Consider the following 23,901-nt stretch of genomic DNA (forward strand, 5'->3'; position numbering starts at 1 on the left):
CATGAAACGCCTTGCACTTTCCTCTCTTCTCCTGGCTTCTACACTTTTTGGCGCTCCAAGTGAAGATATAATAAACCAAGTAGGTAAAAAAGCTAACTATCCAATAGATGGCTACTTCGTTCACTATGGCTCGGGAGCATATGACTGGATATATAATCCAAGAGGGACTAATGGCCTCTATAAATTAGAAGGGCTCGATCAAAACGGTTACTTTAGATGGACAAACCTCTCTGCATCTTTTAAAGCATCTGTAAGTGATCATACACTTCATCTAAGCTCTACCCAGCCACAAACTATCTTGGAGATAACTACTCCAAATCAAGAGGTAAATGTTAATCTTGCAACTATTAAGACAATTAAATGTAATTCCCTCTCTCCAGGAGATACATTTAAAATCAATGGCGTTAGATATAAAGTAGTAGATAATACAATGCTAAAAAACATGGATCCCAAGAGTGATGATTATGAGCATATCTGTACATCCAAAGTAACGAATATGAGCAATCTTTTTCGTGATGCAGTCAATTTCAATCAACCAATAGGCAACTGGGATACATCCAATGTGACGGATATGAGTAGTATGTTTTGGAGTGCTGTGAAATTCAACCAGCCAATTGGAGATTGGAATACATCCAATGTTACATATATGGGTTCTATGTTTCATAATGCTGTGAAATTCAATCAGCCAATTGGCGACTGGGATACATCGAATGTTAGAGGTATGGGCTATATGTTTGATCATGCCACAAGTTTCAATCAGCCAATTGGCAATTGGGATACATCAAATGTGAGATATATGGCTGGTATGTTTGAAGATGCCACAAGCTTCAATCAGCCAATAGGAGATTGGAATACATCCAATGTGACGAATATGAGTTGGATGTTTTACAATGCTACAAGTTTCAATCAGCCAATTGGAAAATGGGATACATCAAATGTGAGATATATGGCTGGTATGTTTGAAGATGCCACAAGCTTCAATCAGCCAATAGGCAAATGGAATACATCCAATGTAACGAATATGGATTATATGTTTTATCAAGCCACAAGCTTCAACCAAAATATCCGTAATTGGTGCGTAAGCAAAATTGCACAAAAACCTACGTATTTCGATACTGGTGCAGCATTTGAAGGCAGAGATGATCTCCAGCCGGTATGGGGCACATGCCCTGGCCAGTGAGCCTTTTGGCTTGCTGAAATTTCATTAGAAAAAGAACTTTAGAATCCAGGAGTGCAAATTTCGTGAAGTTGTCCACTCCAAAAACTACAACTAAGTATAGATCCATCCTCATTAAAATAAATTTCGTATCCTTGTCTATTTCCTTCATAATAGCTTGTATATACGCTTATTTTTCCTGAAGGACAAAATTTTTGTATTGTTATTCCATGTTGTATAAATTTATTATCTTGAAAAAGATAATCTGCTTTCCATTCATATTCTGGAAATTGTTCTTCACAGTATAGTACTTCTACCATTTTCTCATCAAAATAATGTTGGGATATTTGAACTATATATTCTTCTCCACACTTATGCTTAAACCATTTCCAATATCCAATAGGTTTTCCATTTTTCCTCAATTGCTCTGAATAGAGTTTATATGCCGAACAAGGTTGTTCATTTCCGTGCTGATCGTAAGGCGGATTATATTGACAAGTAATATCCACTCCATCTTCTCTATGTTGTACTTTTGTGCACAAAGAGCTTCTATTTTCACCAAAGTCACAATCGTCTGGAGCATGCAAAGAGCAGTACTCTGGTGCAGGGAATCCTTCCCAACGAGTCACCTCTTCTCCCAATGGGAGGCATTGGCCATTAAATGGGAGACATTGAGTGTTTCCACTCGCTTTTTCGTACTGCTGTATCACAGTTTTCGATTTATAATATGTACCCTCTTTGTAGAGTAGTGCATAGGCATACACTTTTGAAGACTCATGCAGCGTAAAAGGACCTGTATATCGGATAAAATCTCCGCTTTCTCCTATTCTGTAATAGATTGTTGCTCCCTGTGATTGCGTGAGAGTGATGGTGATGGAGTCTTCAAAAGTGGTAGATGCAGGAGAAAATTGCGGTTTTTCCACATCGAAAAGGAAAAAAACTTGTTGCATAGATACAGAGCTTCCCCATGTCCACTTGCCCGAAGAGATATCTGCATTGCGAAGAAAAGCTCGTACTTTCAAAGCAGTATTTTTTGGCAAATAGAGGGGGCTATCACCTCTTTTCCAAACCTGTGGGCAGTTTTGGATATCTTCAATAGAGATATCCTCCGTCTCCTCTACCGAAGAGCCTGTATTGTAACAGTATTTTATGTAATCTTGAAGATCGGTATTTTTGTTAAAAAACTCCACTGCATATTGTGTATTGTTTTGCCCCTTTGTTCTGAGTTGAGGAGGAAGCAAAAGTTTGCTATGCCAATCAAGAAGGGAATACTTTGTGGTTTTGTAGATATTTATATAATCTGTCTCATAGATATCATTGATCTTTTTGCCTTTTATATCGGTTTCAAGATCCAATTTACCTCTCACTAGACCGTAAATATTGCTCGTAAGCTGAGCTTCAGTGGCAAAAGCATTTTCATCATCCAATGGTTGGGCGATAAATTCTTTACTGATTTTTCCCACCATTACATTATCAAGCGTAATACCGCTTTGCAATATGCCAATTTTCAGCCTAGCAATATCACTCACCAACTTCACATAGGGAATAAAAGAGACATTTGGAAAGAGATAGGCTTTGCCTGTTGCACTTAAGGAGACATTGAGATTTGATTGCGTAACCTCTTGAGACCTTTCACTACAATTTCCATCTATATTTATCCCATTGAAGCTGTCATAACGAAGCTTTGCATATCCTTCTCTTCCAAAATCGTACTTATATACAATTTGCCCATCGATTTTGCCTTCGATTCCTACTGTAATCGTAGGTACTACTCCTATCTCTAACCGTGCAAGTTTTCCACCTCCAGCTTGATCTAAAGGGATAGGGATACGAAACTCCCCCAATGAGATATCTTTTTCAAAATGCAAATCATCACCCAATGCGATTTTTGTGAGATCTCCTTTTATACTAAATTCCAAATGTGCATCAAAATACATATCCTGTGTATATTCAATATAGCGCAAACCACTCCATCCAAGATCGCCCTGTGTAAAAAAAGCCAAACCTATATCTATAAAACTTCCTTGTGTAGAAAATTCAAGATATACCTGGCGCTCATCCGGAAAAGATATGAAAAAATCGAGAGGAACTTTCGCCTCTTTTTCACCTGAGAGGGAGATATTTCTTCTTGTCAATTCACACCGGCTCACATCGAAATGACACTCTATATCCTTTAAAGAAAGTGGTATTTTGTATCCTTTTGGAATCTCGATACGCATCACCGGTCGAGATACACCTCCATCTCTTGTCACTCCTCCCTTGTAATATATGGTATATCTAAGGGGATCTTTGTTGTATGCATCATATTTGCTTTTGAGTATTCCTGAACGAAGAGTTCTTTGAAAATTTGTTTCTCTACTTTTTACTTTAAATGAAAGTTCTTTGATAACATCTTCCAATTTTTGAGGATCCTTAAGGGTTGCTATGCAATATGCTCCTCTCTCATCTATAGATTCGATCATGCCTATGAAATTTTCCCCCACAAAAAGAGGCTTATTTATGGCACTATTATCGAGTGAAGCAAAAATTTTGTAGTGAGTATCGTCTATTTTTTCTGATTTATCGAGAGCCAATTCTATACTACCATCTGCCTTTTGCAGTGAAAAACTTTCTATTTCATGTTCTACATTTAGAGTTGTACTTGGAGGATTGTTTATAAAATCATCTATATTCACTCCAGGCAGGAGAGATTCTATATTCATGCTTCCTGACATACATGCAGGATAGCTACCATCACAATAGATGATGAGATTCTTCCCCTCTTTTTTGACTCTTATACCCAAAAGTTCGTCAGGAATATTGTTACCATCTATATCTAAATAGTAAAATGTATTTTGTGAAGTCGCTCCCATCAGCTTATAGACAGCGCCATCTTTTGTAACATATATCCATGAAAATCTTTGATCGCTATCCTCGTTAAATGCTATGTAGGAGAAATATCCTTGCAGATCCCGGTTTTTATCCAAATCCGCAGGGATATGAGATAATTTTTGCCAGCCGAATGCATTGTTTTCGGAAGGCTTCACACCCAAAAGTCGATAATAATCACTGGCCGATGCTTCAAATATCCAGTCGCTTTTATCAATAGTGCCATCATGGTTGAAATCATATATATAAAATTTCCCATAAATTTTAAATTTTTTGGATACAAGATATTGCAAAAGCTTATTTAGATATGGATTAGCTGTGCTGCTTGAAGAGCCGCTTGGTACACTGCTACTGGATATACTTGAAAAACTGCTTAATGAACTGTATGAGGAACTACTACTTGACATGAGTGAAGAACTACTTGAAGAACTTGATAAAGAGGAAGCTTGCTGTCTTAGATGCAAATAGACAACTTTACCATTGCCAAATTGCAACTTCACATACACCCGGATGTTCCACGCATCTTAAACCATATAGTATTCCTATCCAAAAATCCAGCTTCAATATTTTCAACTCCATATCGATTCCAATACACACTTTTTAATTTATCCTTGCAATCTTTTGGTTCCACATAGAGTGCGTATATTTCATCAGATGTGATGTTGTAAATATGCTTATTGTCCTCATTTTTATAGACTATAAACATAGGATAAGGGGGATCTTCCGTATAAAAATTCCAAGATTTTGTAAAAGTGCTGTCACCAACACTATATTCCACTTCTACCCTATATCTTCTATTCCATAAAAGTCTATTTATCGGAATAAAAGCATATTTGTAATCAGAAACTTTGCATTTTTGCAAAGTAACAGGTTCTCCTGCCTGATTTTTCAATGAAAAGGAGAGAATAGTAGGGATTTCATCTATTTTATATTGATTGAACTCCATTGTAATGGGATATCCCGCAAAGTAACAATCCATTCTTCCCTCTAGATCAAAAAGAGCAGGATAGACTTTTTTGGATTCTGTAGGCCATACCACAATAGCAGGATTGCCCAAAGCGACTCGCTTTTTTTCATTGAGATATAGATCGTGATCAATTTTTTTATCTGTGTCCGCACAAACATTGTAATAATAACGTCCGCTAGAATAGGTATCACTCCTTCTACATAAGCTATCCAGATAGCTATTGCCAATATCAAAGGTATAATAATTATATTCGCTTCTTTTTGCTTCTCCTATACCTACTATATTCATGTAAGGATTGAGAAAAATGAATCTGTTATCTACTTCTGCCATGAGTTCATCGATAGCTTGTTTTATATCTTTTTTTGTCTTTTTGACATTTTCTATAACCCATCTGCTCTGAAATCCGGCATCTATAGCCCTATCTTTTGCTCTATATCCTGTATATCCTGTTTTCGAACTATCCTCATATGTAGAAACTATCTCATGCAATGCCATATAGTCACTATGTTTTTGTGCTGCAATATCGAGATACCTGTTTTTGGTAAAACTATTGAGGGTTGCTGCACTGCGTAATGATGAGAGATAACTATATGCTTCGTTTTTATCACCCCATGCAAAAATAATCAAACAAAATAGAACAATAATGACTTTTTGCAATTTTCTATCTCCATTTAATATTTATTAAGGCAGCATACATTAAAATTTACAATAATACTTTTAATAAAAAGATTAATTGTATCACTTAATATTAAGAGGTGTAAGATGAAAAAATTGATTTTTTTATGCAGTCTAATAATTTTTGTATATGCGGAGAATGTGGGTAATATTCTTTGGAAAGTTCAACTTCCAAAAAAAGTTTACGATATTCATATAGTAGGAGCACCTACAATTGACCAAGACGGAGTCATCTACTTTGGTGCAGATGAATATCTCTTTGCATACTATCCAAATGGAATACTAAAATGGAAAGTAAAACTAGAAGAATCTAGACAAAAATATTCTCCTGTTATAGGAAAAGATGGCACTATTTATATCAATTCGCATTTTGACTATATTTATGCTATATCTAAAAAAGGCGATATTTTATGGAAATTGAAAGTGAATGAATTTCCCGATATGCAAATGTCCATGGGAATAGGAAATGATGGGACTTTATACATTGGAACAAGTAATATAATACATAATTTATATGCCATAAATCCCAATGGAACCATTAAATGGATTTTCCCTTTTGATGATGCTACTAGGCATTCTTCTCCAGCTATTGCTCAAGATGGAACTATATACATTGGATGTAATGATAAAAAGCTTTATGCCATCAATTCTGATGGAACATTAAAATGGCAATACAAAACAGCAGATAAGATTTGGTCATCTCCAGCGATTGGAAAAGATGGAACTATTTACATAGGTAGCATGGATACCTATCTCTATGCTATTAATCCCGATGGAAGTTTGAAATGGAAATACAAAACAAATGGCCCTATCTATGAAACCTCTCCAGTAATTGCGCAAGATGGAACAATTTATATTGGTTCAGAAGATGGATATCTGTATGCTATCGATATAGAAGGGAGGTTGCGCTGGAAATTTAAAACAGATAACTGGATTTTATCAACACCAGTAATTGGGAAAAATGGAATAATTTATGTTCCTTCTTGGGATAATTATCTTTATGCCATAAATCCAAATGGAAGTATGAAATGGAAAAAATTTTTAAAAGAGTTTTCGTTTTCCCACTCTTCACCAACCATTGATAAAAACAAAATACTTTATATAGGAACCGCATATGGAACATTTTATGCAATTCAAGTAGAGAGCACTTTAGCCCACACTCCATGGCCAAAGTTTAAACATGATGTCTACAATACAGGTTTTGTAAAGACTTTGGCATATTTGGATAAATTGGCAAACAGAAGCTTTCCACTGCAAGGCTATTTCATCCATTATGGCCCAGGAGCATATGACTGGCTCTATATTACTGCAAACAAGAGCCTTGTAGCAAAACTAGAAGGGCTTGATGCTCAAGGATATTTTCAATGGAGCATACTATCAAGATATATCACAAATGTAAGTGTGACACAAAGAGCAAATAATGATGTGAGAATACAGCTGCAGGTAAAAGCAGGATCTCCTGGGTATCTCCAACAGATGCATGCAAAAGAGTATAGAGTAGATGGGTTCTTTTTCAATTTTGGCTCAGGTGCATATGATTGGGTCTATCTTGCAAATAATATGCACACTTTGGTCAAACTTGAAGGGATTGATACCACAGGCTATTTCATGTGGGAAAATATTGGCGACTATTTTACCGGGTTTGATTATCACAATGCCCAGTTTCATATAAGAAGCTTGAAATAGAGTATAAAAGAATAATACTCAACACCACAAAAAGGATACATCATGAAACGCCTTACACTTTCCTCCCTCCTCCTTGCTTCCATTCTTTTTGGTGCTCCAAGTGAAGATATAATAAACCAAGTAGGTAAAAAAGCTAACTATCCAATAGATGGCTACTTCGTTCACTATGGCTCGGGAGCATATGACTGGATATATAATCCAAGAGGGACTAATGGCCTCTATAAATTAGAAGGGCTCGATCAAAACGGTTACTTTAGATGGACAAACCTCTCTTCATCTTTTAAAGCATCTGTAAGTGATCATACACTTCATCTAAGCTCTACCCAGCCACAAACTATATTAGTGATAACTACTCCAAATCAAGAGGTAAATGTCAATCTTGCAACTATAAAGACAATTAAATGTACTCAACTCTCTCCAGGAGATACATTTAAAATCAATGGCGTCACATATAAAGTAGTAGATAATACAATGCTTTACAACATGGATCCCAAGAGTGATGATTATGAGCATATCTGCACATCCAAAGTAACGAATATGAACAATCTTTTCTCTAATGCTGTGGATTTTAACCAGCCAATTGGTAAATGGGATACATCCAATGTGACGGATATGAGTGATATGTTTTATTTTGCTGTAAGCTTCAACCAGCCTATTGGTAACTGGGATACATCAAATGTGACGAGTATGTATGGTATGTTCTGGGGTGCTGCAAGCTTCAATCAGCCAATAGGAAACTGGAATACATCCAATGTGACGAATATGAGTTATATGTTTTATTATGCTACAAGCTTCAATCAGCCAATTGGAGATTGGGATACATCCAATGTTACGAATATGAATAGTATGTTTTACAATGCTTTGAAATTCAATCAGCCTATCGGAGATTGGAATACATCAAATGTGAGGAATATGAGTAATATGTTTTACAATACTTTGAAATTCAATCAGCCGATAGGAAACTGGGATACATCCAATGTGAGGAATATGAGTAGTATGTTTGAATATGCCGTGAAATTCAATCAGCCAATAGGAAACTGGAATACATCGAATGTAACGAATATGCGTAGTATGTTTCGTAATGCCACAAGCTTCAATCAGCCGATTGGAGACTGGGATACATCCAATGTGACAAATATGAATTATATGTTTTCCCATGCTGCAAGCTTCAATCAACCTATCGGCAACTGGGATACTTCGAAAGTAATAAATATGTATGCTATGTTTTCCCATGCCACGAGCTTCAATCAGCCGATTGGAGACTGGGATACATCAAATGTAACAAATATGGATTATATGTTTTTCTATGCTGAAAGTTTCAACCAAAATATCCATAACTGGTGCGCGAGTAAAATCCCTCAAAAACCAACCCTGTTCGATACCGGCGCAGCATTTGAAGGAAGAGACGATCTCCAGCCAGTATGGGGTACATGTCCAAGCCAGTGAGCCTTTTGGCTTGCTGGGCTTTTTGATCATTTTTCACACAAAAAGGATACACCATGAAACGCCTTGCACTTTCTTCTCTCCTCCTTGCTTCCATTCTCTTTGGTGCTCCCAGTGAAGATGTAGTGGGTCAAGTAGGTAAAAAAGCTAACTATCCAATAGATGGCTACTTCGTTCACTATGGCTCGGGAGCATATGACTGGATATATAATCCAAGAGGAACTAATGGCCTCTATAAATTAGAAGGGCTCGATCAAAACGGTTACTTTAGATGGACAAACCTCTCTGCATCTTTTAAAGCATCTGTAAGTGATCATACACTTCATCTAAGCTCTACCCAGCCACAAACCATCTTGGAGATAACTTCTCCAAATCAAGAGGTAAATGTTAATCTTGCAACTATTAAGACAATTAAATGTAATTCCCTCTCTCCAGGGGATACATTTAAAATCAATGGCGTCACATATAAAGTAGTAGATAATACAATGCTTTACAACATGAATCCCAATCATGATGATTATGAGCATATCTGTACATCGAAAGTAACAGATATGAGTGATCTTTTTCGTGATGCTGTAGATTTCAACCAGCCAATAGGTAACTGGGATACATCAAATGTGACGAATATGAGTGATATGTTTTGGTATGCTGTGAAATTCAATCAGCCGATTGGAAACTGGGATACATCAAATGTGAGGGATACGCATATGATGTTTTACTATGCTGTGAATTTTAACCAGCCGATAGATGACTGGAATACCTCGAAAGTGACGGATATGGGTGGTATGTTTTATTATGCTACAAACTTCAACCAGCCAATAGGAAACTGGAATACATCGAATGTTACGAAGATGAGTAATATGTTTCAATATGCTTTGAAATTCAATCAGCCAATCGGAGATTGGGATACGTCTAAAGTGACGAATATGTTTATGATGTTTGAAAATGCTGCAAGCTTCAACCAGCCAATTGGTAATTGGAATACGTCCAATGTGACGAATATGGGCGATATGTTTTATTTTGCCGTAAGCTTCAATCAGCCAATAGGAGATTGGGATACATCTAATGTGACAAATATGAATTATATGTTTTACTATGCCCAAAGTTTCAACCAAAATATCCATAACTGGTGTGTGAGTAAAATCCCACAAAAACCTGCTGGTTTTGATACTGGTGCAGCATTTGAAGGCAGAGACGATCTGCAGCCAGTATGGGGTACATGCCCAAGCCAGTGAGCCTCCGGCTTACTGGACTCTCATAGTTTACTCTCTTATATTCTAGCACAGAGTTAGGTGCTTTTAATCCTTCTTTTGTTATACTATCTTTACTATATGGCAAAAGGAAGGAATTATGCTGCTTTTTACTCCAGGTCCTACTCCTGTACCAGAACGTATTCGCCAAGTTATGGCACTTCCTACTATTCATCATAGAACTCCTGAATTTACCAAGATTTTCAAAGAGACGCGAGAGTTACTGCTCGATCTTTTAAAAATGCAAGATGCAGTGATGCTAGCTTCCACAGGAACAGGTGCGATGGAAGCGTGTGTTACGAATCTGTGTCACAAAAAAGCGCTCGTAGTTAATGCAGGTAAATTTGGTGAGAGGTTTGTTAAAATTGCCAAAGCCTTTGGTAAAGAGGTAGTAGAACTTACATATCCATGGGACACTGCTGCAAAAATTGATGATGTAGTGCAAGCTCTCAAAGAGCATCCCGATATTGATGCTTTTTGTATTCAAATATGTGAAAGTAGTGGGGGTTTACGCCATCCTGTAGAGGAAATTGCGGCTGCAATTAAAGCGCATAATCCTGATGTAAGTGTTATTGCAGATGGTATTACTGCAGTAGGTGTAGAGCCTATCAATACGACCAATATTGATGCACTTATTACTGGCTCGCAAAAAGCGTTGATGTTGCCACCAGGACTTGCAATGATTGGATTGAGCCTCCATGCTTTAGGGAAAATAGGAAAGGGTGAAGGTTTTTATTTTAATTTAGCAAGTGAGCTGAAAAAACAGAGAGAGGGAACCACAGCATATACAGCTGCGACCACTCTTGTAATTGGCCTAAGAGAAATATTGCATATTTTACTCAAAGAGATAGGATTAGATGAAGTATACGATCATACAGACAGAAGAGCGACTGCTACTAGAGTAGCACTAGAGGCTTTGGGGCTTGCTATCTATCCGCAAAAACCGGCAAATGCTATGACAGCAATTTATGATGAGCAGGCTGAAGATATTCGTAAGCTTCTCAAAAATCGTTATGGAGTCAATGTTGCTGGGGGTCAAGAGGATCTCAAAGGAAGACTCTTTCGCATTAACCATATGGGACTGATTGAGCCAAATGAGGCAGCTTGGGTAGTCAATGCAGTAGAAAAAGCGATGGCAGATCTTGGTAGAATCGAGTATCGAGGCATTGCCAATAAGATTTTCAATGAGATCTATTTTAGCGAGGAGTAGATGATATACCAACACGAGATCCCAAAAGGAGCGCGGCTCTATTTTGGAAAGAGTGCGAAACTAAAAAGAGAAATTGAGCAAAAAGCGAGTGAAATTCTCTATAAAAGTGGATTTGAAGAGATCGTTACTCCACTTTTTTCCTACCATCAGCATGAATATATTGAAGATGAGAGCGAGCTTATTCGCGTCAATGACCAAAAAAATCGAAAACTCACACTGCGAGCAGATAGTACAATTGATGTTGTAAGACTTATTACGAAAAGACTTGGGCGCAGCACTGAGCATAACAGATGGTTTTATATTCAACCTGTTTTTCGCTATCCCACCTATGAGTATTTTCAAATAGGTGCAGAGATTTTACAAGAGCAAGATAGTGCAGAGGCAATGAGGATAGTTATAGCTATTCTTCAAGCTTGCAATGTTCGGCCACGCTTGCAGATATCAAATATCGCTATTCCACAGATTTTAGCGCAAAACTATGGGATCTCTTTGGATATACTCAAATCGAGCGATATGGATAGATTGCTTGAGACTGAGCATAGTTGGATGGAAAAGCTTATTTACATCTCCAAGCCAGAAGATATAGATAAAATACTTGGACTTGTACCGGAAGTTATTGAAAAAGAGCTTTTGAAAATCAAAGAGCTAGTATCTTCTATACTCTATGACAATGTTATTATAGCTCCCCTTTACTATGCAAATATGCGCTACTATAAAGATCTCTTTTTTCGCTTCTTTGAAGGAAATAATACAGTAGCAATGGGTGGGGATTATGTAAGCGGGGATCTTGAAGCAAGTGGTTTTGCACTCTATACAGATAATATAATTGAGATTTTGGAAAAAAGGTAGTAAATGGCAGCTGATTTGATAGTTGGAATTCAGTGGGGAGATGAAGGAAAAGGAAAGATCGTTGATCTCTTAGCACAAGATTATAATGTGGTGTGTCGCTACCAAGGTGGACATAATGCAGGGCATACGATCGTTGTGGATGGAAAAAAGATTGCTTTACACCTCATTCCTTCTGGGATACTCAATCCAAAGGCAACAAATATTATTGGAAATGGTGTTGTAGTAAGTCCTGAGGCGCTGCTTAAAGAGATGGAGCAGTTTAATGATCTTGATGGAAGACTTCTTATCAGTGATAAAGCGCACCTTATTTTTAAATACCATGAAGAGATAGATAAAGCCAAAGAGAAACTCCGCGGTAAAAATGCAATAGGAACAACTGGTCGAGGTATTGGTCCAGCATATAGCGATAAAGTTGCAAGACAGGGGCATCGGGTTGGAGAACTTAAAGATGTAGCGCAGTTAGCAGACAAAATAATGGAGTATTTTGCTGCAAATAGCGCTTACTTTCAAGCTCTTGGTGTAGCAGTGCCAAAAAAAGCGCAGCTTTTGGATGAACTTACACGCTATCAAGAGGCGCTCATGCCTTATGTGGTGGATGTGACAAACTATTTGTGGGATCTCATAGAGGTAGGAGAAGCAAAGATTTTGCTTGAAGGCGCACAAGGGACGATGCTTGATATCGATCATGGTACATACCCCTTTGTAACAAGCTCGAATACTATCGCAGCAGGCGCTTGCACAGGTCTAGGACTAGCACCAAAAGATATCGATAGAGTGATTGGTATTGCGAAAGCTTACTGTACACGAGTAGGAAATGGTCCTTTTCCAACAGAAGATTTTAGAGAAGATGGTGAGAAGCTGCGCCAACAGGGGCATGAGTTTGGTACTACTACAGGAAGACCAAGAAGGTGTGGATGGTTTGATGCAGTTGCTGCCAAATATGCATGCAGACTCAATGGGTGTGATGAACTTGCTATTATGAAACTGGATGTACTTGACGGATTTGAAAAGATTAAAGTTGCTAGTGCCTATGAGTATGAGGGCGAAAAGATTGAATATGTGCCAAGCGATCTCGAAAATGTTAAACCAGTTTATGTAGAATTTGATGGCTGGGAGAGTGTGGTAGGAGTACGCAAGTGGGATCAGCTTCCTGTGGAAGCGAAACTCTATATAGAAGCGATTGAGGATCTCGTTGAGACAAAAATCACACTTATCTCCACAAGTCCAGATAGAGCCGATACAATAATAAGAAAATAGGAGAATGTATGAGACTAAGACTTCCACATGCGCCTTATGTGGCAAATAAAATAGCAATAGATCTCTTCAATGCTCCTTTTGTAAAACTTACCAGTGGTATTGAGCCTGTAGCGAAGATTGCCCAAGAGGTACTTGAAGAGGAACTGAAAAAAGAGGCTGCGTTAGATGAGCATGTGCGAGAGATTATAGAAGAGAATGAAGAGGAGATTGAGTTTAATCTTGCAGATACAAGAGAGCTGTTTAAATTGATTAAAAAACGTTTGGCACCTGAATATGGAGTGATTTTGGATTTTGAAGATAAATATAACGATATGGCGCATAAGATCTTAAAAAGACTCTATGAAGAGGATCTCATTTTATATGATGTTCCAGATAATAAAGTAAAAAATGTAATATTCGATGCAATTATGAACTATATTAAAAGCTATGATGAGATAGAAGATGTTGTATTGGAAAAGATAAGTCACTATAAAAAAAAGCTCATCCCTGGCACAGAAGAGTTCGAACTTGTCTTTCAAAGAATGTTTGAAGATGAATTGCGACGAAGAGGAATGCTACAATGAAAAAGGTTTGGATCTATCTTGAGTATGGTATATTTTTAGAAGGAAAGAGTTTTGGTGCAGAAGGTACTAAAACAGGTGAGATAGTCTTCAATACTTCTATGACAGGATATCAAGAGATTGTTACAGATCCAAGTTATGCAGGGCAGTTTGTTACTTTTACCATGCCAGAAATAGGTAATGTTGGCGTCAATGATGAGGATTATGAAAGCAAGGCTGCGTGGGCAAAAGGAGTAATTGTCAGAAACTATCAAGAGCGATACTCTAATTTTAGAGCCCAAGAGAGTCTCGCAGCACTTTTGAAAAAATATGATGTAATGGGAATATGTGATATTGATACGAGATTTTTGACAAAAACTGTACGAGAGCAGGGCGCTTGTATGATGATTGCAAGTACAGAAATTGCGGATAAAGAGGAGTTAAAGAAGCTCCTTGCTGCTGCTCCACGTATTGAAGAGATAGACTATATTAAAGCTGTTTCAACAAAAAAGCCCTATACACATACAACAGCCACTTATGATGCAAGAGCGTTTTGCTATAAAAATCCGCCTGAGCCAGAAGCAAAAATTTATGTATACGATTTTGGGGTAAAACGCAATATTCTCAATAACCTTACTGAAGCTGGACTAAGTGTAGAGGTTATTCCTCATATGTATCCTGTGGAGGATGTGATTGCTGATTTTAAGGAGGGAAAAGTTGATGGAGTTTTTCTCTCCAATGGCCCTGGAGATCCCCTTATTCTCAAAGATGTGCATGCCAAGATCCAAAAGCTGATCGAGGCAAAAATTCCGATGTTTGGAATTTGTTTAGGCCATCAGCTCCTCTCTATTGCGCATGGCTATCCTACATATAAACTTAAATTTGGTCACCATGGCGGCAACCATCCTGTACGTAATGAAGCAACCAAAAAGATAGAAATTACAGCGCAGAACCATAATTATAACGTCCCAACAGCTTTGGAAAAGATAGCTACAGTAACACACCGCAACCTTTTTGATGATACGATTGAGGGAGTACGCTACAATGATGCGCCAATTTTTAGTGTACAGCACCACCCAGAAGCAAGTCCTGGTCCTCATGAGAGTGCATATGTCTTTGGCGAATTTAAAAAACTTATACTTCAACAAAAGGAACATAGATGTTAGATTTTCTCAAAAAAATGACAGAGTGGGTTTTGCAAAAAGAAGAAGAGTTAGCAAAGGATTGTCGTCTGCCGATGGAAGAGCTTGAAAAGCAGATAGAGGTAGTTAAAGAGAAAAAGGCTAAACTAGAAGAGGAGTGTCAAAAAAATATACAAGAGTTAGAGAGGCTTCTAGGAAGGCTAGAATCGATTAAAAATATTGAAATTATTAAATGCAAAAAAGAAGCATAGATTTCCAAAATTTATACTATTTTTAATAGTTTATAACTATTAACATATTATTTACAATTATGGTGTAGACTTACTATGTGAATTCATTCTTACTCCTTTGCATTTCGGCACCTAGTGCCGGAATGGCTACCAATTTAATTTCTACTTAACACTCCTTTGTAATAATTTTGGAAAACAACTTCCAAGGTGGCAATTATGAAAAAGAGTCTTTTGCTTTTTCTCACACTCTCTATGACCCTCTTTGCAGATATTAGTGTGGAAAAAGTGGTTGTAGAGCAGAGTGCTTTACAAGCTCAAACAGATGTACAAGCTGATGAAGTAAAATTCACAAGGCAGCAAGATTTAGCTGAGATTTTAAGCAGCTATGTTCCTGAAATCAATATGGTGCGTGCAAGTGCTATTGGAAATGATATCGTGTTACGAGGTTTTAAACGGGATGATATAAATGTGCTCATAGATGGAGCTAAAATATATGGGGCGTGTCCAAACCGCATGGACCCACCAGCCATGCATATTTCCATTGCCGATATACAAAAAGTAGAAGTTGCCGAGGGGCCATTTGATGTGGAAAATTTTGGCAGTATGGGTGGAAGAGTAAATGTCTTAACTGCTGATCCGCAAGAAGGTTTTAATGGCGAAGGTGATATAACAATAGGAAGCTATGGTTACAACAAATTTGATGCAAAAATTGAGGGAGGAGATGAGAAACTTAAATTCTCTCTTGGTGTGAGCCGTGAAAATAGCGAGCAGTATGAAGATGGAAGTGGTAAAACTTTAGTGGAGCAAAATTGGGATCGTCTTGGCAAGTCTGATCCAAATGCATATCAAGAAATATATAAAAATATCGATGCATACACAAGAGCCACAATACAGACAAAAGCGATATATGATATAGATGATAATCAGCGCATCAAACTCTCTTTATATAGTGATAAAGCTACTGATGTACTCTATCCTGCTTTTCAGATGGATGCACAGTTGGATAAAACTCTCATGCTTAATGGAAGTTATATAATCAAAAATTTAGGGGATTTTTCAAAAGAGCTTCTTGTACAAGGCTACTACTCTACCGTAACGCATGATATGGGTACAGAGTTTCGCAACGCTGCCGTAATGATGGGTGGAAAAATGTATCGTACGCACCATGTCAAAAGTCGTATTGAAGGACTCAAAATCAAAAATAGTTTTTTGGTAGCAGATATATTGTGGCAAGTGGGAGTGGATGGAAGTCTGCGTAACTGGAATGGAATTTGTCTGAGTGAACCCTCTAAAAAACCAAGACAAGTACGCATTCCAGATGTAGATACAAAAAATAGGGCCCTCTTTGTCAAGGCTTCAAAAACTTTCGATAAATTAACTGTAGGTGCTGGAGCCCGTTTTGATAGCACTGATATTGATGCAAACAATCTTCATCATCCTACAATTGCAAATATTGCACCTATCCAAAACTACTACAAAGGACATACATCTCGCAGTTACAACGATATAAGTGCTAATCTTAAACTCGATTACAAGCTCGATGAGAGTAGCTCAGTGTATGTTGCATTAGGACAGGGAATAAGAGTTCCAGATGCGCAAGAGCTCTATTTTATTGGTTTTATGATGGGTAACTGGAGTCGCAAAGGAAATCCAAATCTCCAAGAGACAAAAAATAGAGAGCTAGACATTGGACTTAAAACTACACTTTTTGACACAGAGCTTGAAGCCTCTATATTTTATAGCGATCTTAAAGACTATATTTATGGATATAGAACCAATAGAGGCAATAAAGATCCAAAAAAATATTACCTCACTTGGACAAATATTGATGCACATCTTTATGGAGGTTCACTCTCATTACGCCGCTCTTTGGGAGATTATATGATGATTGAGGGAGCTATCAGTTATCAAAAAGGTAAAAAGGATGATACTATAGCTGGACAAACAGATGATGATCTAGCACAAATCCCGCCACTACATGTGAGAGTTGCATTGAGTTATGATGATGGAGAGTATTACGTAATGGTAGAAGAGCTTGCAAGTGCAGGCTGGAAAGATTATGATAGTGATAATGGAGAAAGAGCAATCGGTGGATGGGGTGTTATGAATGTAAAGGCATCTAAAGATTTAAGTGATACAATATCACTCAATGTGGGTATAGATAATATCTTTGATAAAACATATGCAGTCAATAATACATATATTGGGCGCTCTTTGATTGGGTGGAGAAATCCTGTTCTTATAAATGAACCTGGAAGATTTATTTATGCAAATCTTACCATGAGATTTTAAGGAGCTACTATAAATACAATAGATTTTTTAAGTATCATAAGTGTTGCTTTTTTAGGTAGTTTAGGACATTGTGTAGGTATGTGTGGCGGGTTTGTTATTGCTTATACCACTGCAAAAGTCGATCCTGCTAAAGGAAAACTCTGGGGTGGGGTGGCGCATCTTGCTTATAATATTGGAAGAATTACCTCTTATGCAATCATTGGAGCCTTTTTTGGATATTTAGGCTCCATTATGCTCATTTCAAAAACTCTTCATGGATCCCTCTATATAATAGTTGGGATTTTTATGGTTCTTATGGGATTGTCACTTTCAGGGAATTTACGTTTTCTGACTTCCATTGAAGCGAGCCTCACGCAGTACTCTTTTTTTCGGACAATATTTTCAAAACTGATTCATTCAAAAAGTCTATGGAGCTTTTTTTTATTAGGAATGCTCAATGGCTTTTTGCCTTGTGGTCTTGTCTACTTCTTTGCTGCATCCGCAGCTGCAACTGGAAGTCCTTTTTGGGGAGCAGTTGTAATGCTTATCTTTGGACTCTCTACTGTTCCTGTGATGTTTGGTTTGGGTACTGTTGCGGGGTTTTTAAAAAGTTCAAGTTTTCGGCTTTTAATGCTAAAGCTCGCCTCTTTAATTATTGCTGTTTATGGAATATATCTTCTCTATAAAGGATACTGGTTTATTACTGATCCCCATGCTTCGATTCATACCTGCCACTAAAATTTTTGTACAATTAGTAGTATGAAAGAACCAATTAAACAAATTAGGCTATTACTTGTTTCAAATAATGAAGAGTTACAGACTCTTTTGCAAAAATATGTCAACGATTTAACAGTAGCAAAGAGTGAAGAAGAAGCTAAAAAGCAGTTTCACTCCAGTCCTGCAGATATCATTGTATGCGATCTTGCGGACTCTTTAGAGTTTTGTAAAGAGCTTAAGAAACAAGCTCCTACAGTCCCTGTAATATTTATTGGTCCAAAAGATGAGGATCTCCTTTATGAAGCGATAAATGCCCAAATTGATAGATACTTTCTCAAGCCTTATGATTTTAAACAGCTTAAAAAAACCCTACAAGAGTTTGAGACAAAGATCTTTATGCAAAAAGTAAAAGAGTACAATACTTTCATGCTTCATCAATATAAAAATGCAATTGATAGTAGCAATATTGTCTCTAAAACAGATATCAACGGCATTATTACATATGTTAATGATGAGTTTTGTAAAATTTCTGGATACACGAAAGAGGAGTTATTAGGAAAAAATCACAATATTGTCCGCCATCCAGATGTTCCTAAAGAGAATTTCAAACGTTTTTGGGATACGATACTGTCAAAAAAGATATGGAAAGGTACAGTTAAAAACAGAGCTAAAGATGGAACAACATTTTATGTCAATACTACTGTAATACCAATTCTTGATTGGAATGGAGATATTACAGAGTTTGTTGCAATTCGCTACGATGTCACAAATAGTGTTAAACTGCAAGAAAAACTGCAAAAAAAAGAGAGAGAGTTAGAAACACTCAATAAAGAGTTAGAAAAAAGGGTTGAAGAAAAGACGAAGCAGTTGCGAGAATTAAATCTCACTCTTGAAAAAAGAGTAGAGTGTGAAGTGACGAAAAATAGGGAAAAAGATAGAATGATGTTTCAGCAGGCTCGTCTCGCTTCATTAGGTGAAATGCTTGGCAACATCGCACATCAATGGCGTCAACCTTTGATGGAATTGGGAATACTTCTCTATAAGATAAAAAAACTCAGCAGTGATGAAAAGATTGATGAGATTTATGAAAAAGGTACCGCAATTTTAGAGAAGATGTCGCAAACAATAAGCGATTTTCAAAATTTTTTTAGTCCTGATAAGAAAAAAGAGCGTTTTAATGTGGCAGAAGTAATTAAAAATACCCAAGCAATTATGGAAGGAGTTCTCAAAAAAAGTGGAATTGCAGTGAATTTACAATATGAAGAGGATATAGAGGTTGAAGGGTATAAAAACGAGTTTTCTCAAGTAATACTCAATATTATAAGCAACGCCAAAGATGCTCTCATTGATGCTAATCCTCCACAAAAAATTATCAATATATCAATGAAAACTTCTCAAAATAGTCTGACAATAGAGATTGAAGATAATGGAGGAGGCATTTCTCCTCATATTATAGAAAAGATTTTTGAGCCATATTTTACAACCAAGCAGCATAAAAAGGGTACGGGACTTGGGCTTTATATGTCAAAGATGATAATAGAAGAGAGTATGGGAGGAGAGTTAGGGGTGAAAAATGGCAAAAGTGGTGCCAAATTTATAATAAAACTTCCTGTAAAGGTGTAAAAATGGATTGTGTATCAATTTTAAAAAATTTAGATGTTTTATATGTAGAAGATGAAAATCAAATAAGACAGATGATGCAAGATGTATTGCAAGAGGATTTTCACAGTTTCGATACTGCTGCAGATGGAAAAGAGGGCTTAGAAAAATTTCAGCAAAAGCATTTCGATTGTGTTGTGACAGATATTGAAATGGAAGGAATGGATGGTCTGACATTAGCAGAAAAAATTAAAGAGATTGATGAGGATGTTGTAGTTATTCTCCTTACAGCATATAGTGAAAAAGAGAGACTGTTTAAAGCAATTGATATAGGAGTCAATAAATATCTTGTCAAACCCTTTACACCGGAAAAACTTTTGCAAACAATATGTGATATTTTTAGTAAGAAGCTAGCAAAAGAGCATATTGTAGATTTTGGTAATGGATATCTTTATAATCCACAAACTGCACAAGTTAAAAAAGAAGATGAGGTTATAAAATTAACAAAAAAAGAGAAGCTTTTTTTAGATTTATTGCTAGAAAATCGTGAACATATTGTTTCCTTTCAAGAGATTGAAACACATGTATGGGAAGAGGGTGAATTTAGTGAAAACGCTCTTAGAACCCTTGTAAAGAGACTTCGCAAAAAACTCTTTAAAGAGCTCATTGTCAACTATTCTGGCCTCGGCTACAAGATCAACTTAAATAAGTCTTAAATTACAAACTAATAAAAATTTGTGTGCTGTTTAAGCTTTATTACAACTTCTTTGTCTTATAATTATTCCCGTAAAGGTATGTCAATTTTGTGACAAATTCTATAGGAGGTATTAGATGCAAAATCCTGCAATCGAGTATGATTATACCGTTGCAAAGTGGTTTAGCTATTTGGCCATTTTGTTCGGTATATTGGGGATGGGTATAGGCGTATGGATTGCCTTTGAATTAGCTTTTCCTGAGCTAAACTATGTTGCTGGTGAGTATACTCTCTTTAGTCGACTTCGACCAATCCACACTAATGTAGTGGCATACGGTTTTACGCTCAGCGGTATTTGGGCTACGTGGTATTACGTAGGTCAAAGAGTTTTAAAGGTAAGTCTTGCAGAGAGTAAATTTTTGCAAGGTATTGCGAAGCTACATTTTTGGCTCTATTTCATTACTGCACTCTTGGCAGTTGTCTCTTTGCTTGTACGATATACAACTTCAAAAGAGTATGCGCAGTTTGAATGGCCTCTAGATATTCTAGTAGTAGTTATCTGGGTGCTCTGGGGTATCTCTATTTTTGGACTTATAGGTATTAGAAGAGAAAAAACACTTTACATCTCTATGTGGTATTACATCGCAACTTTCCTTGGTGTTGCAATGCTTTACCTATTTAATAATATGGAAGTTCCAACATATCTTATTACCGGAATGGGTGATCCACTTCATTCAGTAAGTATGTATGCTGGAACCAATGATGCGATGGTGCAATGGTGGTTTGGACACAATGCTGTTGCGTTTGTTTTCACAGTTCCTATTATTGCAATGATCTATTACTATTTACCAAAAGAGTCTGGACAACCAGTTTATTCATATAAACTTTCACTTTTATCTTTTTGGGGATTGATGTTTGTATATCTTTGGGCTGGTGGCCACCACTTGATCTACTCTACAGTACCTGATTGGATGCAAACTATGGGTTCAATCTTTTCTGTTATCCTTATTTTGCCTTCTTGGGGTAGTGCACTCAACATGCTTCTTACAATGAAGGGTGAATGGGGACAATTAAAAGAGAATCCACTTATCAAATTCATGGTTCTAGCATCAACATTCTATATGCTTAGTACACTTGAAGGTCCTATTCAGTCAATCAAATCAGTCAATGCACTTGCACACTTTACAGACTGGATTCCAGGACACGTACATGATGGTACTCTTGGATGGGTTGGATTTATGATCATTGCAGCTATTATGCATATGGCTCCAAGATTTTATAAACGAGAAATTTACAGCAAAAAACTTCTAGAAATGCAGTTTTGGCTTCAAACAACAGGTATCGTACTTTATTTCTCAAGCATGTGGATTGCTGGTATTACACAGGGTATGATGTGGAGAGCAGTTGACCAATATGGTAACCTAGCATACTCATTCATCGATACTGTTACAGTTCTTCACCCATACTATACACTAAGAGGTATTGGGGGACTCTTTTATTTCATAGGTCTATTTATGTGGGCATATAATTTCTATAAAACAATGACAGCGGCAAAAGCGATTGAGAAAGAACCTCAATTTGCTTCACCGATGGCAGCATAAGGAGGCGAAATATGTTTGGATGGTTAGAAAGAAACCCGTTTTTCTTTGCAGTCGGTGTATTTGTAGTCATTGCTTTTGCTGGGCTTATCGAAATCGTTCCAGATTTCGCCCAGCAATCACGTCCAGTAGTTGGGGCAAAACCTTATAGTTTACTCGAGCTTGCTGGTAGACAGGTATATATTAAAGATAGTTGTAATGCGTGTCATTCACAGCTTATTCGACCATTTAAGAGTGAAACTGACCGCTATGGTATGTATAGTCTCAATGGTGAATATGCGTATGATAGGCCATTCCTTTGGGGCTCTAAAAGAACTGGACCAGATCTTCATAGAGTTGGTAACTATCGTACTAGTGATTGGCATGCAAACCATATGTGGGATCCAACAAGCGTAGTTCCAGGATCTATCATGCCAGCATATAAACATATGTTTACAAATGTAACTGATCTTGAAACTGCCTATGCAGAGGCATTAACTGTGAAAAAAGTATTCAATGTGCCATATGATAAAGATATTGACGGCGATGGCAAAGTAGATGTTCCTCTTGGAAGTTTTGAAGAAGCGAAAAAAAGAGCATTTGATTATGCTCTCAAAGTTGCTGAGGAAACAAAGCGTCAAGATCTTGTAGATATGGTAAAACAGGGAAAAATTCCTGAAATTGTGGCGCTTATAGCATATCTTAACAGGTTGCAATAATGGATGCAAAAACCATACAGGGAGTAATGTATATAGTATTTATCATTATTCTCACATTCATTCTGTATGGTTACATTATGCACCTCTATCGCAGTGAGAAAAAAGGTAAACGCAATTATGAAAAGTATGGGAAGATGGCGCTCGATGACGAGCTTTCATCTCCTCCAGTAGAGCCTTTAGAAGAAGAAAAAAGTAAGGAGTCAAAATGAATTGGTTAAGCGATAATGTCAACCAGTTGGCTCTGCTTGGTGCTGCCGCTATTTTGATTTTGACAATAGGTGTCGCAGCAAAATACTTCAAGCAGATAAAAGAAGGTAAAAGTGAAGGGGTTCTCAAGGAAGAGAACTGGGATGGTATAGGTGAGTATAAAAACAATTCTCCTATTGGCTGGTCTTTAGCTTTTATAGGAACAATAATCTGGGGTGTATGGTATTGGCTTGTTGGATATCCTCTCAATGCATATTCTCAAATTGGCGAATATAACGAAGAAGTTGCAGCACATGCAGCAAAGTTTGAAAGCAAATGGGCAAATCCAACAAAAGAGGATCTCCTTGGTATGGGTGAAGGTGTTTTTTTAGTACAATGTTCACCATGTCACGGCATTGATGGAACAGGAATTGAGGGAAAAGCACAAGACTTGACTAGACGTCTACTTAAAAAAGAGGTTCTTGATGTTATAAATAGAGGTTCAGAAGCGTTGGGAAATCCAAATGGACAATTTGGGTATCAACTAGGTATGATGCCTCCAGGACTTCTTTCAGGTGCCGATGCTGAAGCAGTTGCAGAGTATGTTGCCAATGGTTTCAAAGGTAATGACAAAGGTGCAGAACTATTCCAAACTGCATGTGCAAGTTGCCATGGACCTGATGGTAAAGGTATGAACGGCATGGCACCAAACTTGAGAGAGTACGACGATACAATCATTTCAAAAGTACTTGAAAATGGAAAACACGGTATCATTGGAAAAATGCCATCATTCAAAGGTAGACTTACTCCAGTACAACAAAAAGCGGTAGCAACATATATCCGCTCACTAAGTGAAGGAGCGTAAA

At 37.2% G+C, this 23,901-nt stretch carries 21 protein-coding genes; 19 read left to right on the plus strand and 2 right to left on the minus strand.

Going from position 1 to position 23,901, the window contains the following annotated elements; translation table 11 throughout:
* Position 1: 1 nt before the first annotated feature.
* On the plus strand, positions 2–1,180 hold the full coding sequence (locus NITER_RS09670; RefSeq protein ID WP_084274756.1) for a BspA family leucine-rich repeat surface protein: 1,179 nt from the start codon (positions 2–4) through the stop codon (positions 1,178–1,180).
* 38 nt (positions 1,181–1,218) lie between these two features.
* Here NITER_RS09670 and NITER_RS09675 read toward each other — a convergent pair whose 3' ends face one another.
* Complete coding sequence (locus tag NITER_RS09675; protein ID WP_159445287.1) at positions 1,219–4,317, minus strand: chitobiase/beta-hexosaminidase C-terminal domain-containing protein; 3,099 nt, start codon at positions 4,315–4,317, stop codon at positions 1,219–1,221.
* Positions 4,318–4,342: 25 nt separating this feature from the next.
* On the opposite strand from NITER_RS09675, the gene NITER_RS09680 reads away from it, so the two are divergent.
* Positions 4,343–4,492: a hypothetical protein gene (locus NITER_RS09680; protein ID WP_159445286.1), complete on the plus strand. Its 150-nt coding sequence runs from the start codon at positions 4,343–4,345 to the stop codon at positions 4,490–4,492.
* Positions 4,493–4,520: 28 nt separating this feature from the next.
* On the opposite strand, the gene NITER_RS09685 is transcribed toward NITER_RS09680, so the two are convergent.
* The gene (locus tag NITER_RS09685; RefSeq protein WP_159445285.1) at positions 4,521–5,648 is read right to left on the minus strand and encodes a CAP domain-containing protein; all 1,128 of its coding nucleotides are present in this window, start codon (positions 5,646–5,648) and stop codon (positions 4,521–4,523) included.
* A 105-nt stretch (positions 5,649–5,753) separates the two neighbouring features.
* Here NITER_RS09685 and NITER_RS09690 point away from each other — a divergent pair, with 105 nt between their 5' ends.
* The 17 genes from NITER_RS09690 to NITER_RS09770 all read left to right on the plus strand — a co-directional run bounded on the left by NITER_RS09690 (position 5,754) and on the right by NITER_RS09770 (position 23,900).
* Entirely contained in the window at positions 5,754–7,352 is a 1,599-nt protein-coding gene (locus tag NITER_RS09690) for an outer membrane protein assembly factor BamB family protein (protein ID WP_084274753.1), read from the plus strand.
* Positions 7,353–7,394: 42 nt separating this feature from the next.
* Positions 7,395–8,798 carry a BspA family leucine-rich repeat surface protein gene (locus NITER_RS09695; protein WP_197685266.1) on the plus strand — a complete coding sequence of 468 codons (1,404 nt, stop codon included), beginning with the start codon at positions 7,395–7,397 and terminating at the stop codon, positions 8,796–8,798.
* A gap of 53 nt (positions 8,799–8,851) precedes the next feature.
* Positions 8,852–10,030, plus strand: coding sequence for a BspA family leucine-rich repeat surface protein (locus NITER_RS09700; RefSeq protein WP_281847726.1), 1,179 nt, complete (start codon positions 8,852–8,854; stop codon positions 10,028–10,030).
* Positions 10,031–10,145: 115 nt separating this feature from the next.
* On the plus strand, positions 10,146–11,255 hold the full coding sequence (locus tag NITER_RS09705; RefSeq protein ID WP_084274752.1) for a pyridoxal-phosphate-dependent aminotransferase family protein: 1,110 nt from the start codon (positions 10,146–10,148) through the stop codon (positions 11,253–11,255).
* On the plus strand, positions 11,256–12,104 hold the full coding sequence (locus NITER_RS09710) for an ATP phosphoribosyltransferase regulatory subunit (protein WP_084274751.1): 849 nt from the start codon (positions 11,256–11,258) through the stop codon (positions 12,102–12,104).
* Positions 12,105–12,107: 3 nt separating this feature from the next.
* Positions 12,108–13,361: an adenylosuccinate synthase gene (locus tag NITER_RS09715; RefSeq protein WP_084274750.1), complete on the plus strand. Its 1,254-nt coding sequence runs from the start codon at positions 12,108–12,110 to the stop codon at positions 13,359–13,361.
* A gap of 8 nt (positions 13,362–13,369) precedes the next feature.
* Complete coding sequence (locus NITER_RS09720) at positions 13,370–13,924, plus strand: DUF507 family protein (protein WP_084274749.1); 555 nt, start codon at positions 13,370–13,372, stop codon at positions 13,922–13,924.
* Positions 13,921–15,066 carry a glutamine-hydrolyzing carbamoyl-phosphate synthase small subunit gene (gene carA / locus NITER_RS09725; protein ID WP_084274748.1) on the plus strand — a complete coding sequence of 382 codons (1,146 nt, stop codon included), beginning with the start codon at positions 13,921–13,923 and terminating at the stop codon, positions 15,064–15,066. The genes NITER_RS09720 and carA overlap by 4 nt, the downstream gene beginning before the upstream one ends.
* Positions 15,060–15,293 carry a hypothetical protein gene (locus NITER_RS09730; protein WP_084274747.1) on the plus strand — a complete coding sequence of 78 codons (234 nt, stop codon included), beginning with the start codon at positions 15,060–15,062 and terminating at the stop codon, positions 15,291–15,293. The genes carA and NITER_RS09730 overlap by 7 nt, the downstream gene beginning before the upstream one ends.
* 195 nt (positions 15,294–15,488) lie before the next feature.
* Entirely contained in the window at positions 15,489–17,564 is a 2,076-nt protein-coding gene (locus NITER_RS09735; protein ID WP_084274746.1) for a TonB-dependent receptor, read from the plus strand.
* A 36-nt stretch (positions 17,565–17,600) separates the two neighbouring features.
* Positions 17,601–18,281, plus strand: a complete 681-nt coding sequence (locus NITER_RS09740; protein WP_269457004.1) for a sulfite exporter TauE/SafE family protein — start codon at positions 17,601–17,603, stop codon at positions 18,279–18,281.
* Between the two features lie 21 nt (positions 18,282–18,302).
* Positions 18,303–19,883, plus strand: a complete 1,581-nt coding sequence (locus NITER_RS09745; RefSeq protein WP_084274744.1) for a PAS domain S-box protein — start codon at positions 18,303–18,305, stop codon at positions 19,881–19,883.
* 2 nt (positions 19,884–19,885) lie between these two features.
* On the plus strand, positions 19,886–20,575 hold the full coding sequence (locus tag NITER_RS09750) for a response regulator transcription factor (protein WP_084274743.1): 690 nt from the start codon (positions 19,886–19,888) through the stop codon (positions 20,573–20,575).
* A 115-nt stretch (positions 20,576–20,690) separates the two neighbouring features.
* A complete protein-coding gene (gene ccoN, locus NITER_RS09755; protein WP_084274742.1) occupies positions 20,691–22,154 on the plus strand; it encodes a cytochrome-c oxidase, cbb3-type subunit I in 1,464 nt (487 codons plus the stop codon).
* An 11-nt stretch (positions 22,155–22,165) separates the two neighbouring features.
* Positions 22,166–22,849 (plus strand): cytochrome-c oxidase, cbb3-type subunit II, encoded by a 684-nt coding sequence (ccoO, locus tag NITER_RS09760; protein WP_084274741.1) that lies wholly within the window; start codon positions 22,166–22,168, stop codon positions 22,847–22,849.
* Positions 22,849–23,058 carry a cytochrome c oxidase, cbb3-type, CcoQ subunit gene (locus NITER_RS09765; RefSeq protein ID WP_084274740.1) on the plus strand — a complete coding sequence of 70 codons (210 nt, stop codon included), beginning with the start codon at positions 22,849–22,851 and terminating at the stop codon, positions 23,056–23,058. Before ccoO ends, NITER_RS09765 begins: the two co-directional genes overlap by 1 nt.
* Positions 23,055–23,900, plus strand: a complete 846-nt coding sequence (locus NITER_RS09770) for a c-type cytochrome (RefSeq protein ID WP_084274739.1) — start codon at positions 23,055–23,057, stop codon at positions 23,898–23,900. The genes NITER_RS09765 and NITER_RS09770 overlap by 4 nt, the downstream gene beginning before the upstream one ends.
* Position 23,901 lies beyond the last annotated feature (1 nt).

It is taken from the genome of Nitratiruptor tergarcus DSM 16512 (genome assembly GCF_027946175.1).
Classification (GTDB): Bacteria; Campylobacterota; Campylobacteria; order Campylobacterales; family Nitratiruptoraceae; genus Nitratiruptor; species Nitratiruptor tergarcus.

What these genes read in the sequence shown, in the direction of transcription:
- ccoN (WP_084274742.1), top strand. Translation starts at nt 20,691, where the DNA reads ATGCAAAATCCTGCAATCGAGTATGATTATACCGTTGCAAAGTGGTTT.
- NITER_RS09720 (WP_084274749.1), top strand. Translation starts at nt 13,370, where the DNA reads ATGAGACTAAGACTTCCACATGCGCCTTATGTGGCAAATAAAATAGCA.
- carA (WP_084274748.1), top strand. Translation starts at nt 13,921, where the DNA reads ATGAAAAAGGTTTGGATCTATCTTGAGTATGGTATATTTTTAGAAGGA.
- NITER_RS09735 (WP_084274746.1), top strand. Translation starts at nt 15,489, where the DNA reads ATGAAAAAGAGTCTTTTGCTTTTTCTCACACTCTCTATGACCCTCTTT.
- NITER_RS09710 (WP_084274751.1), top strand. Translation starts at nt 11,256, where the DNA reads ATGATATACCAACACGAGATCCCAAAAGGAGCGCGGCTCTATTTTGGA.
- NITER_RS09705 (WP_084274752.1), top strand. Translation starts at nt 10,146, where the DNA reads ATGCTGCTTTTTACTCCAGGTCCTACTCCTGTACCAGAACGTATTCGC.
- NITER_RS09745 (WP_084274744.1), top strand. Translation starts at nt 18,303, where the DNA reads ATGAAAGAACCAATTAAACAAATTAGGCTATTACTTGTTTCAAATAAT.
- NITER_RS09765 (WP_084274740.1), top strand. Translation starts at nt 22,849, where the DNA reads ATGGATGCAAAAACCATACAGGGAGTAATGTATATAGTATTTATCATT.
- NITER_RS09670 (WP_084274756.1), top strand. Translation starts at nt 2, where the DNA reads ATGAAACGCCTTGCACTTTCCTCTCTTCTCCTGGCTTCTACACTTTTT.
- NITER_RS09700 (WP_281847726.1), top strand. Translation starts at nt 8,852, where the DNA reads ATGAAACGCCTTGCACTTTCTTCTCTCCTCCTTGCTTCCATTCTCTTT.
- NITER_RS09750 (WP_084274743.1), top strand. Translation starts at nt 19,886, where the DNA reads ATGGATTGTGTATCAATTTTAAAAAATTTAGATGTTTTATATGTAGAA.
- NITER_RS09730 (WP_084274747.1), top strand. Translation starts at nt 15,060, where the DNA reads ATGTTAGATTTTCTCAAAAAAATGACAGAGTGGGTTTTGCAAAAAGAA.
- NITER_RS09770 (WP_084274739.1), top strand. Translation starts at nt 23,055, where the DNA reads ATGAATTGGTTAAGCGATAATGTCAACCAGTTGGCTCTGCTTGGTGCT.
- NITER_RS09695 (WP_197685266.1), top strand. Translation starts at nt 7,395, where the DNA reads ATGAAACGCCTTACACTTTCCTCCCTCCTCCTTGCTTCCATTCTTTTT.
- NITER_RS09715 (WP_084274750.1), top strand. Translation starts at nt 12,108, where the DNA reads ATGGCAGCTGATTTGATAGTTGGAATTCAGTGGGGAGATGAAGGAAAA.
- ccoO (WP_084274741.1), top strand. Translation starts at nt 22,166, where the DNA reads ATGTTTGGATGGTTAGAAAGAAACCCGTTTTTCTTTGCAGTCGGTGTA.
- NITER_RS09690 (WP_084274753.1), top strand. Translation starts at nt 5,754, where the DNA reads ATGAAAAAATTGATTTTTTTATGCAGTCTAATAATTTTTGTATATGCG.